This window comes from Spirosoma flavum (assembly GCF_042686045.1).
GTDB lineage: Bacteria > Bacteroidota > Bacteroidia > Cytophagales > Spirosomataceae > Spirosoma > Spirosoma flavum.
The window spans coordinates 1,527,866-1,542,447 of sequence record NZ_JBHUOM010000002.1 but is presented as its reverse complement, the minus strand read 5'-3'; the positions used below and the strand labels follow the sequence as shown (position 1 = coordinate 1,542,447).

Annotated in this window: 11 protein-coding genes; 5 read left to right on the top strand and 6 right to left on the bottom strand. The window is 49.8% G+C overall.

Annotated features, from left to right (window positions below):
* The first annotated feature begins 12 nt into the window (after positions 1-12).
* Entirely contained in the window at positions 13-1,257 is a 1,245-nt protein-coding gene (locus ACFS25_RS11835; RefSeq protein ID WP_381500398.1) for a BamA/TamA family outer membrane protein, read from the top strand.
* Positions 1,258-1,323: 66 nt separating this feature from the next.
* Here ACFS25_RS11835 and ACFS25_RS11830 read toward each other — a convergent pair whose 3' ends face one another.
* From ACFS25_RS11830 to ACFS25_RS11820, 3 genes are all read right to left on the bottom strand, one after another.
* Entirely contained in the window at positions 1,324-2,433 is a 1,110-nt protein-coding gene (locus ACFS25_RS11830) for a Gfo/Idh/MocA family protein (protein ID WP_381500395.1), read from the bottom strand.
* An 89-nt stretch (positions 2,434-2,522) separates the two neighbouring features.
* Positions 2,523-4,031: a DEAD/DEAH box helicase gene (locus ACFS25_RS11825; RefSeq protein WP_381500880.1), complete on the bottom strand. Its 1,509-nt coding sequence runs from the start codon at positions 4,029-4,031 to the stop codon at positions 2,523-2,525.
* A gap of 319 nt (positions 4,032-4,350) precedes the next feature.
* Entirely contained in the window at positions 4,351-4,575 is a 225-nt protein-coding gene (locus tag ACFS25_RS11820) for a hypothetical protein (protein ID WP_381500392.1), read from the bottom strand.
* 210 nt (positions 4,576-4,785) lie between these two features.
* Between ACFS25_RS11820 and ACFS25_RS11815 the strand changes: the two genes are divergently transcribed.
* The 4 genes from ACFS25_RS11815 (at position 4,786) to ACFS25_RS11800 (ending at position 10,051) form a co-directional block, all read left to right on the top strand.
* Positions 4,786-5,910 (top strand): L-dopachrome tautomerase-related protein, encoded by a 1,125-nt coding sequence (locus ACFS25_RS11815; protein WP_381500389.1) that lies wholly within the window; start codon positions 4,786-4,788, stop codon positions 5,908-5,910.
* 179 nt (positions 5,911-6,089) lie between these two features.
* Positions 6,090-8,201 (top strand): TonB-dependent receptor, encoded by a 2,112-nt coding sequence (locus ACFS25_RS11810; protein ID WP_381500386.1) that lies wholly within the window; start codon positions 6,090-6,092, stop codon positions 8,199-8,201.
* Positions 8,202-8,330: 129 nt separating this feature from the next.
* Positions 8,331-8,969 carry an ABC transporter ATP-binding protein gene (locus ACFS25_RS11805; RefSeq protein WP_381500384.1) on the top strand — a complete coding sequence of 213 codons (639 nt, stop codon included), beginning with the start codon at positions 8,331-8,333 and terminating at the stop codon, positions 8,967-8,969.
* An 8-nt stretch (positions 8,970-8,977) separates the two neighbouring features.
* Positions 8,978-10,051, top strand: coding sequence for a hypothetical protein (locus ACFS25_RS11800; protein ID WP_381500380.1), 1,074 nt, complete (start codon positions 8,978-8,980; stop codon positions 10,049-10,051).
* Positions 10,052-10,084: 33 nt separating this feature from the next.
* On the opposite strand, the gene ACFS25_RS11795 is transcribed toward ACFS25_RS11800, so the two are convergent.
* The 3 genes from ACFS25_RS11795 to ACFS25_RS11785 form a co-directional block, all read right to left on the bottom strand.
* Complete coding sequence (locus ACFS25_RS11795; RefSeq protein ID WP_381500376.1) at positions 10,085-11,065, bottom strand: Gfo/Idh/MocA family protein; 981 nt, start codon at positions 11,063-11,065, stop codon at positions 10,085-10,087.
* A gap of 78 nt (positions 11,066-11,143) precedes the next feature.
* Entirely contained in the window at positions 11,144-12,457 is a 1,314-nt protein-coding gene (locus ACFS25_RS11790) for an aminotransferase class V-fold PLP-dependent enzyme (protein ID WP_381500373.1), read from the bottom strand.
* A gap of 512 nt (positions 12,458-12,969) precedes the next feature.
* Positions 12,970-14,529 (bottom strand): DHA2 family efflux MFS transporter permease subunit, encoded by a 1,560-nt coding sequence (locus tag ACFS25_RS11785; protein WP_381500370.1) that lies wholly within the window; start codon positions 14,527-14,529, stop codon positions 12,970-12,972.
* Positions 14,530-14,582: the final 53 nt, after the last annotated feature.

The following is a 14,582-nucleotide window of genomic DNA, read 5'->3' as shown; positions in this document are numbered from 1 at the left end:
TAGCGCTATCCCATGAAACCCGTACCTAACCTGTTTGTGGGATTCCTGCTAGTAACTTTATTGGCTATCACTTGCCGCGCAACCCAGATGCCACTGGCGGATACGATAGCCGTCAACAGTAGTGCACCTATTAAGAGTCAACCTACTCGCCATCAAGACATTGCCGATGTATTGAAACGTTGGTATCCACGTTTGCCCATTACTCCCCACGACTCGGTAAGCTTGCATGAGGGGAAGCGTTTTGTGCTGGTGATTCCTCAAGTTGGGTATACGTTACAAACTCGTGGTTTAGTCGCGGTTCTGGTTAATGCGGCTTTTCGGAACCCCAACGCGAATATGTCGACGATGACGGGCCAGCTTTCCTATACCCAGAATAATCAGGTCATTTTCACCGCCAACTCGGCCATCTGGAGTCACGACAACCGTTTTCTGTGGACCAATGACTGGCGGCTGATGCACTACCCTCAGGCAACCTACGGCTTGGGTATGTACACCTCCACCGACCGGGTTATTAATATGGATTACGCCTACTTCCGATTTTACCAGAGTTTTCTGCGTCGGCTAACACCCAATTTGTATGCTGGCGTGGGGTATTATTTAGATCTCCACTGGAATATAGACAGCTACAACAGCCGCCGGGAAGTAACGCGTATTTCGAGGTACACGAATGGGGTTGAAGGCCGGTCGGTCTCGTCGGGGCCAGCCGTACATGTGCTTTATGATAACCGTCGAAACGCGATTAATCCAGCTGGTGGATTTTATGTAAATGCTGTATATCGCGCTAATATGAGTCAACTGGGAAGTGACAATACCTATCAATCGCTCTTGCTGGAGGCTCGAAAATACATTCATCTCTCACCGACTTCCGACAATATTCTGGCGTTCTGGTCCTACAATGCACTGACGCTGACCGGAGACCCTCCGTTTCTGGATTTGCCCAGCACCGGTTGGGACAACACCGGCAACGTGGGCCGGGGATTTATTCAGGGGCGGTTCCGGGGTAAAAATCTGCTGTATGCCGAAACCGAATACCGCTTTCACATCACCAACGACCGGTTGCTGGGCGGGGTAGTCTTTGCCAACGCCCAAACCGTAACGGAACAACCAAGCGGGCAGTTTGAAAAAGTTGTTCCGGCAGTGGGTGCGGGTCTGCGCATCAAAATGAACAAAGTGTCGCGCACGAATCTCTCGGTTGACTACGGCTTCGGCTTCGACGGATCGAAAGGGTTGTTTTTCAACTTGGGCGAAGTTTTTTAAGAATAACTACAGACAGGAATAGTGCTGTTCGCAGTCTACGTATCTTGAAGAAACGGGCAAAAATAATTAACTACGCCAGTCGAGTTGAATTTTTCGACCTGTATCGGCGGCTTGTAGAATTGCCCCAATGAGTTTCATATCTTTCCAGCCCTCTTCGCCCGACGCTTCGGGTTTGGTTTTCGTCTGTATTGCCTGAACAAACGCGTCCATCTGAGCAATTTGCTGGTAATGAGGGGAGGGCACGTCCATAGCACCCCGGCTCGTAACTCCCTGAGCACCCGTCGCGTTGAACGACGGTTCGAGTTTGAACCAGCCTCGTTCGCAGGTGGCGTAGAGCCGGTCTACGTAAGACGAATACGTTGTACTGCAATGCGCTACGGTTCCGCCCGGAAACTCAAATTGCCAGAAAACCGTCTCATGGATGTCTTTAAAATGCTCCTTATCGAAGGTGAACGCTTGTGCTGTAACGCTGATAGGGTCAAGATTGAGGGTTCGGCGGGCACCCTGAATGGCATAAATACCCAAATCCATGATGGCTCCTCCCCCACCAATTTTCTTGTCCAGTCGCCAGGAATTCGGCCCCGGCACGGTGAACCCCAACTCCGATTCAATCACCTTTACGTGGCCAAACGTTTTCTCGGCAGCCAGCCGACGCATTTCGAGATGATGTGGCTCAAAATAAAGCCGATAACCAACCGAAAGCTGCACACCCGCTTTTTCGCAGGCCGTAATCATCTGCCGGGCTTCGGTAGCGTTCATGGCCATTGGCTTCTCACAAATGACATGCTTACCCGCCTGTGCCGCCCGAATGGTATATTCAGCATGGAGAAAATTAGGCAAAACGACATAGACAATGTCGATATCAGGATTATTCCGAATCTGGTCGAAGGTCTGGTAAGTATATATATTTTTCGCTGGAATGTTGTAGGTAGCTGCCCAGGTTTTGGCCTTATCAGGTGAGCCAGTTACAATACCGGCGAGGTAGCAGTTCTGCGTTTCCAACAGAGCGGGAGCCAGTTGATTTGTGGCGTAATTTCCAAGTCCTACCAGGGCAACGCCTACCTTTTTCGGGGCAACCTGTTTAGCAAACAGATCGGTTGAGTGATGCGTTAGCAACCCACCAACGGCCAGAGAAAGTGTTTGTATCGACGTTCGACGGGAAATGGAAACGTTCATAGTTGGCGGCTTTTTTTTGAGGACAAAAGATAGCAAAAAAATGCGGCCCGGAAGTAGTTCCGGGCCGCACCAGTATGACTCATAGTTGTTTATTCAATAACCGGCGTTGGCGCGTTGGTCTGGCTCTGGTCAGTTTCACGACCTTCACCGTTAGGTCCGCGACGACGTTTTTTCCGACGTCTGGACTTGTCCGCTGACTGAACGTCGGGGTTTGCCGGTTGCGCCTGTGCTACGGGTGCCAGGTCAACTCCTCCATTCATATTCACTGGCACCTCGGCAATGGGCAATGCTCCCTCCACTGGGCGAGGTCTGCGTCCAGCATCACCACTACGGTCATGTCGGCGGTCGTTCTGACCTTCGCGCCGTTCGCCAGTCGGAGCGTTCCCGTTACGCCGTTGTCCATCGCTATGTCGTCCGCCGTCGCGACCACCCCGGCCAGCACCAGATCCTCCGGTTCCACGGGGGCCTTTACCACGTAGTCCACTAAATCGTTTCGGGTCGAACTCGGGCGATTTGCCCATGCCCAACTCCTCGGTGAGAGCCTGCTTAACAACTTCACGCTCAATGAGTTTCTCGATATTAATGATTCGATTCTGGTCCTGATCGCTGATAAAGGTGATGGCCGTTCCCGTAGTGGCAGCCCGCGCTGTGCGCCCAATCCGGTGAACATAATCCTCGGCATCGCGCGGAATATCGTAGTTGACTACATGCGTCAGGTTGTCAATGTCAATACCCCGCGACAGTACATCCGTAGCGACTAAGATTGGGAACGCCTTGTTTTTAAAATCGCGCAACACTACCTCGCGGTCATCCTGTTCCAAATCTGAACTAATGCCGCGAGCCTCGTAACCAAGTTTACTCAACGCCCGAACGATGCCGTTTACTTCGGATTTTCGAGACGTAAACAGCACCATACTCAGCACGGGTTTAGTACTATTTTTAATCAGGTGAGCCAGCAAGGGCAGTTTCTGATTATCGTACGAGAGATAAAATTGCTGGTCAATACCGGCGGCTGGTTTCGATACGGCCAACCTGATTTCTTCGGGATCAGTTAATAGCTTCTTAGAAAACTCCCGGATTTTGTTGGGCATCGTGGCTGAGAACAGCAACGTCTGCCGCTTGACCGGAATTTTCTCAACGATGTTCATAATGTCGTCCGAGAAGCCCATGTCGAGCATCTTATCGGCCTCGTCGAGCACCAGGTAATCTATTTTATCGAACTTAACATAGCCCAGCTGCATGTGGGCAATAAGCCGCCCCGGCGTGGCAATGATAATATCGGCACCCGTTTCGAGTGCTTTCCGTTGCTTATCCCAGTCGTCGCCCTTGCCCCCGCCGTAAATAGCGATGCTGTTGGCCTGTACAAAATACCCAAAGCCTTCTACCTGTTCGTCAATCTGCTTCGCCAGTTCGCGCGTGGGTACCAGAATGAGCGTGCTGGTGTGATCGTGGTCGGTATGGGAGATTTTGTCGAGAAGCGGAATGAGGTAAGCTGCCGTTTTGCCGGTGCCGGTCTGGGCACTGGCGATGAGATCGCGTCCTTCGAGAATTTTGGGAATGGCCATCTCCTGAATCGGCGTGGCCTTTAGGTAATTCATGGCGTCCACACCGGCCAGCAGGTCGCTATGGAGATTAAAGTCCTGAAATGTCAAGGTAACAGCTAGTAAAAGTGAAAAACAGCTGACCTTAACTTCCCGGCCAGCAAACCGCTTGATTTGAAACAAATATAACGAAAAAGCGATAAAAACTTTCCTGTTAGTTCACCCAATTAAGTTCGTTGACAGTAAATTACGACTATCGTATACATTATTTACGTACCCGGCACTATACCTTTTACCGTAGTTTTTATCCGGCACAGAAACAGGCTCGAAGCTGTATAAAGTGTCGTTCCATCATCACCCCAGGCAACGTTAGACATCACCTCGCCGGTATCAATTCGTCCAGGCAGTTTGCCCGCCGACGATAGAATGAGTACGCCACCCGACCCGGCCCCGCTACCCAGCAATTTCCCTCACGATCCGCCTTGAGACCATCCAACGCTTCTTTCGGACGAAATTTCGGTTCGGATTGAACGACATATATCGTTTTGCTGTCAGGTGAAAAAGCCAGCCCGTTTGGATACGTCAGATCGCAGACGAGCACCAAAAAGAATACGTTTTAGATTGATACGTTGATGCATACCCTGAGCTATTGGAAGCAGTTGATTGACTTTCCCAACGGTTGTGTTGACTCAAAGGTTATCGAATTCAGGTAAAATTAGGTAACTGCCTTCCCCACGATCTGGTGATGAAATTTCCAAAACCTTCGTCCTCAGAAGCCGTTACATTTGTGCATTGATTATTTGTGAACGAAATGAAAATCACGCTTTTGTCAGGTATAATGACCCTAATCAGTCTATCCCTGAGTGCCCAATCGGGCCAATCGCCCGCGTTAGAAACGGTTGCCGAGTTTGGCAAGCACCAACCTATCGGCGTGGGTGTGTCGCAGGAACAGCCAGCCAGTCCGGGACGATCCAGTCCGGAGCGCATTTTTGTTACGTTTCCAAAGAGTAAACAAAATTACGATTATGGGCTGGCTGAGATTGTAAACCGGAAAGACGGAACGGGGGAAAGACGACCCTACCCAAATGCCGAATGGAATCAGTGGGACTCGCTGAATCCGCAAAATCGCTTTATCAATGTACAGGCTCTGTTTGTTGACCAGACGAATGCACTTTGGGTACTTGATCCAGCAAATCCAGCTGACCAACCGCCCATTTCGGCGGGCATTAAACTCATGAAAATCAATCTGGCAACGAATCAGGTTGAGAAAATATACCGCTTCGACGATTTGCCGCGCGAACGTATGGGTCTGAATGACGTACAGGTGGATGCACGTCGGCAAGTGGCCTATCTCTCCGATCCGAAACGGTCAGCCATTGTCGTGCTGGACCTGAAAACGAGCAAAAGCCGAACACTGCTTGAAGGTGATAAATCGACAAAAGCCGACCCGGACTTTATCCTCACAATTGATGGTCAGGCAGTGAAAGATGACAAGGGTAGGCCTTTCAGCAGCAACGTGAATGGTATCGCCCTCACCCGCGACTTTACCTATTTGTACTACCGGGCCATCAATCAGACCAAGTTATACCGGATTGCAACGGAATACCTCAATAATCCGGCGTTGTCTCCGGCTGAAGTGGCTTCGCACGTTGAAACAATGGCCGAAGCAGGCGTTTCGCACGGTATGGTTGCCGATGCCAAAGGAAACGTATTTATGACCAATTCACCTGACAAGGCCGTCCGTTACCTCACTCCCGACCGGCAACTTAAAACGCTCGTCCGCGATAGCCGTTTGCTCTGGCCGGACAGCTTTGCCGTTGGCTCCGATGGGTATCTCTACCTCACGGCGGCTCAGATCCAACGCACCAAACGGTACAACAATGGTCAGGATAAGGTCGATTATCCGTTTCGGTTGTACCGGATGAAGTTACCATGATTAACCAGTTTTCAGGCGTTTTTCGAGTAGCAAGCAGGAACCGGATACTATGTCTTTTCATACAGCTTGCTCATGGAGAGACGGTGCTATAGTGTCGTCACATTTGTTCTTTCAACTTTGTATACCTTCTTATTTCCCCTTCTTACGTTGTACTTTTACGCTACTTATCCCGTAGTAATATGCTCAATCGTTTACGCTCAACCGCTTTATTGCTTTCCTTTTTTTTACCAATAACTCTCTTTGCCCAAACAGCCACTTCGCTCGATGACACGCTCCAACTCAACGAAGTCGTTGTACGAGGGTACGCGACCAATCGGCGATTGCTGGAAACACCGGCTTCAGTTGGTTTATTAACCCGTCGGGATTTGAACCAACGATTTGGCACGCCTACGATCGTGCCCGCGCTCAACACGCTGCCAGGCGTTCGGGCCGATGAGCGATCGCCGGGGAGTTACCGGCTGGCGATTCGGGGCAGCGCTATCCGGTCACCATTTGGCGTGCGGAATATCAAGACCTACTGGAATGAACTGCCGCTTACGGACGCGGGTGGGAATACACCGTTGAACGCGCTGGATGTGCGGGCATTGGGCCGAATTGAAGTGATTAAAGGACCATCGGGCAGTTTGTACGGAGCCGGGACCGGTGGCACAGTGCTGTTTAGCGGACTGGCTGTCCCGGCCAACAAAAGCAGTGTAGAAGTCTCGGCATTAGGCGGAAGTTATGGGCTATACGGCAATGGAATTTCGGTGCAGACCGGTAAAAATAATTCAGCTATATCGCTTAATTACAACCATTTACAGTCTGATGGCTACCGAGATCAAAGTGCCGTTGTGCGCGACAATCTAAGCTTTATAGGTTCATTTACTGTTAGTCCAAAACGGACAGTTTCGGTACTGGCTTTGTATTCGGACCTGCATTACCAAACACCCGGCGGCCTGAACGAAGCGCAGTTTAAAGCAAACCCGCGAGCCTCTCGCCCGGCTACCGCTACCCTACCCAGTAGTGCGGCCCAGCAGGCGGGTATTTATCAGAAAGTTGGCTATCTGGGCTTTTCGCACGAATATCGCTGGAATGACCGGATTCAGAACACAACCGTCATCTATGGCTCGACCACTGACTTTGCGAATCCGTTCATTACCAACTACGAGAAACGGGCCGATCAGGGAATCGGAGGTCGGACGATTACGCAAATTCGATTACCGAATGGCCCGTTGCCAACGACGTTCACGGTCGGCGCTGAATTATTGCGCAACTTCACGGTAGACCGTAATTTTGGCAATCGAGGGGGAACCGCCGATACTATCCAGACCGACGAAGAGTTGACCGCCCGACAGGCGACCCTTTTCGCTCAGGCCGAAACCGAATTACCCGCTCACTTTCGCCTGACGGCGGGCCTGAGTCGTAACGATGCCCGCTATGGGTTTACCCGCTTTCCAACACGGGCTGCGGGGGCGTTACCAGCGACGCTCTTAGCGCGGAATTTTTCGCCCGTTTGGTTACCAAGAGTAGCTTTACTGCGAACCTTTGGCTCCAATGTTTCGGCTTTCGTAAGCATAAGCACGGGTTATTCAGCTCCCTCAAGTCAGGAAGTACGCCCATCGGCGGGGGGCTTCAACACGACGCTCAATCCCGAACGCGGTACGAGTTACGAAGTAGGATTGCGGGGGTCGGCGCTCAAAAGCCAACTTCGCTTCGACATCGCGGTTTATCAGTTTCAATTGCGCGAAACCATTGTCCGGCGGTCCAATGAAGCCGGGGCAGAATATTTTGTCAACGCGGGCCGTACCGACCAGCGCGGTCTGGAAGCACAGGTAAGTTACGACTTCCTGCCACCTTCCTATTTCGCTTCCCAATCGGGACTGTTTTCCCTCCTGCGAATCTGGAACAGCCTGACGCTCACCAATTATCGGTTCCGCGATTACCAACAAGGTACTGCTGACCTCTCGAACAACAAGGTTCCGGGCGTGGCACCAACAACCAACGTGACTGGTATAGATGCTGAAAGCAGATCCGGTTTTTATGCCCATGTAACGTACCAATTTCTGAACCAATTCGCTCTCAACGATGCCAATACGGTCTTGTCGGACCCCACGCAACTGCTACAAGCCACGCTGGGGGTTCGTCGATCACTAGGCAAAAACTGGGCGATTGATGTATACGCCAGTGGCGACAATTTACTGAACAGAACCTACTCGCTTGGGTACGACCTTAATGCCGTAGGCAACCGATATTACAACGCGGCTCCCGCCCGAAATGGCGTTGGGGGCGTTCGACTGAGTGTAAAATGGTAAACTTAATGATGAGTTATAACCGGGCTGGCGTTCCAGGGATGAATGATGAATTTTGTCCGCGCTGACCAGTCTTACTGGTTCATCAGCTTGGCGATTATCATTTAGAATTCAACATTTATAATTCATCATTTGCTACACGTTTCTGACCTCACGAAAGCCTACAGCAACGGCCATGTTGTGCTGACTATACCAGCCCTTACTCTTTCACCCGGCATTCACTATTTTCGGGGTGGTAATGGGTCGGGTAAAACGACATTCTTTCGTACTGTAGCGGGTCTGTTGCCTTTTTCCGGTCAAATTTCTCTCGAAGACCGATACGAAATTAGTCGCGATCCGGTAGCGTATCGACTGCGGGTGAATTATGCTGAAGCAGAGCCACTTTACCCATCTTTTTTGACACCCCGTGATCTCGTCGGATTCGTTGGGCAAGCGAAGAAAGCGCCTGTTGGACAAGTAGATGCACTGGCCGAGACGCTGGGGGTGACTACATTCTGGACACAGCCAACCGGGCAATTTTCGAGCGGCATGCTCAAAAAATTATCTTTATTGCTGGCCTTGCTGGGAACGCCCCGTTTAGTGCTTCTCGACGAACCCCTGACGACTTTAGATGTTGCCACAGCCGCCAAGCTATTTGCCTATATTCGGCAACTCCGTACTGAACAGGATGTTTCCTTTCTGCTCACCTCGCATCAGGATATTAGCCTTACGGGTTTGCTACTGACGGGCGTTTGGCAAGTTGGCAACGGCGTTATCACGCCCACAACCTAAGCCCGGCCATGCTATCCCTTCTAAACCGAATTTTCGTTCGTTCATTCTACGCCAAAAACGCGGGTACATTTCTGGTCGTCATATTAGTAGCCTTTGGCTTTTTGAGTTCTGTTGAGCACAAAGCCCTGATTACGGCGGCATTAGTCTCGCCGTTTTTTCTGACGATCGTATTTATTTTATGGAGTTTATACCTCCTGAAAACTATCTCTTTTGTCTGGCAGGCGTTAACGGCTCCAGAACACCTGTTTCTGCAAACGTTTTGGCTCGTGCCCAATCCAATCCGCTTGGCGATGTGGCTGGTCGTGCAAACGGCCATGCTGTTGCCCATTATCTTATATGCGGGCTGGATGGTGCAGATAGCCACTCAGTATGGACAATGGAATTCGCTAAGCGCCATTGTGCTGGTTATTGTAGGCTTGATCGTGGTAGGTGCCTGGCTGGCCGATCATCGGTTGCGACACCCCAACCCGAACACCCTTCACTTGCCTCACCTGACCGTTAAATTGCCCTATGAACTATTTTTCCCGACCTACTGGCTTCGGAATGAACCTCTTTCGCTGGTTTTGACGAAGGCCTTTTCTGGTCTGTTGCTGGCGGGAGTTTGCCGGCTTTATCCCACCGATGATTATGACCAGCGGTTACTGCTTATTGGCCTTTTGCTGGCTATCCTGGGGCATTCGCAGGTGGGTGGACAGGTCAGTGCATTCGAACGGCAGTACTTACTTTTCCTGCAAAATTTGCCGCTGTCGTGGTGGCAGCGTTTCGGTCGGTATGCGCTCATGTACGGACTGATATGGCTACCCGAATTACTGATTCTCCTACGCAATTACCCAACCGAAATCCGGCTTGATTACATTGTCTGGCTCTGGCTGACCGGTTGGGGTGGACTGATGCTCCTGCACAGTCTCGCCTACGGGTATGACATCCTGCCCGAACGCTGGTTATCGGGCATATTTGCGAGTTTCATCGGGGGATTACTGGCCATTATGTTCGGCCTGCCGGTTGGCGCGTGGCTGGCACTCGGTTGGCTGGGAGCCATAGGCAGTTGCTATTGGGCGTCCAGGCGACGGGTACTTATGTAGAGACGCAAGGATGCGTCTCTACATAAGTACCCATTAATGTGCTGTAATCCAGTCGATTATTTTATTAGCCCGTGCGCCTGTTTCGCCCGTACTTGGACTTTTTCCTTCTCCCCGTAGGTCCTTTACAATCAACTCAATTAATGGCTGTTGTACATGCTCTGGAAATGGAACGGTGTAGTCGACGGAGCCGGTTTCGGTTTCTACCCTGATGAGAAATTTTTCAAAGAAGGAGAACGTAATTTTTCCTTTGGAACCGATGAGTTGCGTTTCGTCGATACGCTGTTCTTTGTTCACGGTATAGCACCAGGTTCCGCTCCCCAATACACCCGATTCGAACTCAAAATTAGCTATTACAATGTCGTCGGCGTTGTATAAACCGGCCTGATTCCGGGCAATTCCAGTAGCCGTTTTGATTGGTCCAAGGGCATATTCCAGAAAATCGAATTGATGAGCAGACAGATCGTGGAAATGTCCACCTCCCGAAATCTCAGGAGAAACCCGCCATCTTGGCTTCGGATTTTCGCTCACTTCTTCGGCATAAGGCTGCCAGTTCAACTGAACCCGAACATACCGAATATCGCCAATTACATTCTGATCAATGAGTTCTTTTATCTTCAGGAAATACGGAAGCGCCCGGCGGTAAAACGCCACAAAAAGAGGCACGCCCGTTTCCCGGCTAACCTGGTTCATGGCTTCACATTCTACCGCATTCAGTGCCATCGGCTTTTCTACATATACCGGTTTACCGGCCCGCATGGCCCGAATTGCGTAATCGGCGTGACTGCCTGGGGGCGTGGCTACATACACTGCGTTAACTGCCGGATCGTTGATCAGGGCATCGGCATCGTCGTACCAAGCAGGCACATTATGTCTTTTTGCATAATCGGCGGCCTTTTCAGCATCCCTACGCATTACTGCGACTAAACTCGAATTAGGCACTTTATTGAAAGCCTGACCACTTTTCAGTTCGGTTACGTCTCCGCAACCGATGATACCCCACTTAACTTGATCCATATGGTTGATGCATAAAACAGGCCGGTAAGCTACGCGCAAATGCCTATCAACAACAAGGATAAATAGAGGATTTTCTAATCAACTTTTCTTCTTACTGGCTACGGCCTGTTTCTCTGACATGGCTGTGATTGCCGCCACTAGCCGATCGAGGTCTTTTGGCGTATGATAAATATGGGGCGTTACCCGTACGCCATGAATGTTTTCCCAATCAATACCGGTCGTGTGGATTTTGTATTTATTCTGCAATTGTCCGTCAACCTCGCTGGTCTTCATCCCATCGATGGAAAACAGGCCAACAGCGCCCGCAAATTCGGGTTTGAATGACGTATGGATTTTAACGCCCGGCAACTCCCGAACGCGTTCCATCCAGTAATTTTTGAGGTAATGCGCTCGAGCAAACTTACGAGCGGTTCCAATGCTGTTATGAAAATCGACGGCCGTTCCGATAGCCATTTCCGACGCAAACGAGCGCGTACCGAGGCTCTCGAACTTACGAATATCGGGCCCATCGGGTTCCGTATTCGATAGCAATGCCCACACATTGCGAATCTTGTTTTGTCGGATGTAGAGCATCCCACTCCCAAAGGGCGCGCATAGCCACTTGTGTAAACTGGTGGCGTAATAATCGGCACCGAGATCAGGAATTTTGAAATCAAATAAGGCAAACGAATGGGCACCATCAGCAATCACTTCGATACCTCGTTTGTGTGCTTCGTCGGCAATTTTTCGAACGGGCAATACCTGGCCTATCCAGTTGATCATGTGGGTTACGTGTACCACTTTTGTTCGAGACGTAAATGCCTTAACATACTGATCAACAATAGCGTCGTCGTTTTCGCTGGGCAATTCTAAGTCCAGAAAAACCAGTTTAATACCGTCTCGTTTTTCGCGCTGTTTCCAGGCGTTGAGCATGTTGGGATAATCCTGTTTAGTTAAAACAACCTCGTCGCCCGGCTTCAGATTCAGGCCAAAAATAACGGTGTTCAAGCCTTCGGTGGCATTGCGGTTAATAGCAATTTCTTCGGGTGAACAGCCGCCTAAATCGGCTAATTTTTCGCGTAGTGCTTCGCGTCCCTGATCCAAGATCCGCCACATGTAGTATGATGGCGCTTCGTTACAGTATTGGTAAAACCGAATATGCGCATCCTGCACCACTTTCGGTTGTGGACAAACGCCCCCATTGTTGAGGTTAAGGAGTGTTGGCGATACGGTATACTCAGACTTCACCCAAGCCCAGAAATCTTCATCCTGCGCCCACTCGGCAGCCGATTTCAGCCCGGAATCGGCAGAAAGGACAGGTCTGGCAAACGTTTCGGGTAAAAATTGAGGGAGTGTCAGGACACCGGTGGCTACGGCTGCGGTTTGGCGAAAGAAGGTCCTACGAGTAGACATGGTAGCTTATGTACGTGAGGATGAACGATGTACGGTAAAACTACTCGTTTTTCGTTATAAACCAATTCGTATATCATGACAAACGCATACGCTGAACTCTTACGGAACTTACTCTTTTTTTTCTTATCTATGTAGACGATGAGTCTGTTTTTGGATTTTCGTTTTACCATTTAAATCCGTTACCCATGAACGCATTTTTGTCATTCCGACGCAGGAGGGATCTCGCGTGTCAGACAATTTAAGATCCCTCCTGCGTCGGAATGACAAATTACGCCAATTTTGAAAACACGGAATGACATCTATGTAATCGAGCAAAAGCAAACTTATCCACGAATCGAATTCTCTATTTTCTGATTATTTTTTTAATCGGTGTTCTAATTTACCTGACACCGCTGTAAAGCAAAAAGACCGGCAGAAATTCTGCCGGTCTTTGTTAACTATCTACTCTAAAAAAACAAAATAGTACCTACCAAAACTTATGTAATCACGAAGATTTAAATCAACTCAATAATTTACTCCATCACCATTTCCGTGTGGGCTGGTGCTTCAATTTTCTTACCGATAAACAGTAACAGCAACGGTACGCAGACAAGGAAAAACGCGCCGATAACAAGAAAGGTATCGGCATACGTCATCACTAATGCCTGTTTCATAACGGCACCCTGCATAAGGCCATACGCTTTGCTGGTGGCTGACATCAGGGCATCTCCTTTAGAAAGAAATAAGCTGGTGTATTGCTTAATACGATCGACGGATAGCGGATTGTAGATTGAAACATTATCCCCCAGACGCGACGCATGAAACATAGTACGCGTTGAAATATACGTGGTCATGATAGCAGTTCCGAATGTACCGCCCAACTGACGAATCATACCCGTGAGGGCCGAACCCTGAGGAATTTCAATGTTTTTCAAATCCGACAACGTAATGGTTGTCAGCGGAATAAAGATCAGTCCCATACCAACGCCCCGAATGATGAGTGGCCAGAAAAAATAATCAGGCCCGGCCGCAAGGTTGATGGCCGACAAATCGAAACAGAAGCCGAAAAACAGCAGAAAGCCTATAGCGGCATACCAGATGGGTGATATGTAATTCTTACCCATCAATCCGCCAACCACAGGCATCATCATGCCCGTTGCAATTGAGCCTGGCATCAGCAGCAATCCTGTCTGACTGGCTGTAAATCCCAGAATCGTCTGGCAGAAAACCGGAATAATAAAGACCGACGCAAACAGACCGAAACCCAGAATAAAATTAAACAGCGTACCCACCGCAAACCGTCGCTGGAGTAGTAGTCTTAAGTCCAGAATAGGTATTTTGGCAGCCAACTGCCGCCAGATAAAGCCAATCAGGCCAACAACTGCTGCAATGGTCATTCCAACAATAAACGTTGAATCGAACCAGTCTTTTTCTTCGCCTTTTTCCAAAATGATCTGCAATCCACCAATGCCCATGATCAGGAGTATCAGGGCTAACCAGTCCATCTTGCCCGCCACTATTTTCTCAGCGGGCTCCTTAATATATGTATAGGTCAGGAACGTGGCTAGAATCCCGAACGGAATGTTGATGTAAAATACCCAGTTCCACGATAGGTTATCGGTAATGTACCCGCCAAGGGTAGGACCAATTGAGGGGCCAATGATTACACCCATCCCGAAAATGGCGTTGGCAATACCCAGATCTTCCTTAGGAAAGGTCTGAATCAGAATGGATTGAGCTGTTGTCAGTAAACCACCGCCACCAATGCCCTGTACAACCCGGAAAAATACTAGTTCCCACACGTTGGTGGACGTACCGCAGAAAATAGACGCGATTGTGAACATGACAATCGACGCTGCGAAGTAATTCCGACGACCTAGCTTGGATGTTAACCAGCCCGACATGGTAATCATAACAGCACTGGCGGCTGCGTAACCCGTAACGACCCAGCTAATATCACCGAGCGACGCGCCGAGATTGCCCATCATCTGGTTTAGCGTAACGTTAACGATCGATGAGTCAATCGTTTGCAATAGAGCGGCCATCGTTACGGTCAGCACGACGATCCATTTATCAAAACCTAACTTCAGCATAATACTTGATACGTTAATATGTCGGGTGGCACCGGCCACCCAGCCCGACACCA

What these genes read in the sequence shown, in the direction of transcription:
- ACFS25_RS11785 (WP_381500370.1), bottom strand. Translation starts at nt 14,529, where the DNA reads ATGCTGAAGTTAGGTTTTGATAAATGGATCGTCGTGCTGACCGTAACG.
- ACFS25_RS11835 (WP_381500398.1), top strand. Translation starts at nt 13, where the DNA reads ATGAAACCCGTACCTAACCTGTTTGTGGGATTCCTGCTAGTAACTTTA.
- ACFS25_RS11795 (WP_381500376.1), bottom strand. Translation starts at nt 11,065, where the DNA reads ATGGATCAAGTTAAGTGGGGTATCATCGGTTGCGGAGACGTAACCGAA.
- ACFS25_RS11815 (WP_381500389.1), top strand. Translation starts at nt 4,786, where the DNA reads ATGAAAATCACGCTTTTGTCAGGTATAATGACCCTAATCAGTCTATCC.
- ACFS25_RS11825 (WP_381500880.1), bottom strand. Translation starts at nt 4,031, where the DNA reads ATGAATTACCTAAAGGCCACGCCGATTCAGGAGATGGCCATTCCCAAA.
- ACFS25_RS11830 (WP_381500395.1), bottom strand. Translation starts at nt 2,433, where the DNA reads ATGAACGTTTCCATTTCCCGTCGAACGTCGATACAAACACTTTCTCTG.
- ACFS25_RS11800 (WP_381500380.1), top strand. Translation starts at nt 8,978, where the DNA reads ATGCTATCCCTTCTAAACCGAATTTTCGTTCGTTCATTCTACGCCAAA.
- ACFS25_RS11790 (WP_381500373.1), bottom strand. Translation starts at nt 12,457, where the DNA reads ATGTCTACTCGTAGGACCTTCTTTCGCCAAACCGCAGCCGTAGCCACC.
- ACFS25_RS11810 (WP_381500386.1), top strand. Translation starts at nt 6,090, where the DNA reads ATGCTCAATCGTTTACGCTCAACCGCTTTATTGCTTTCCTTTTTTTTA.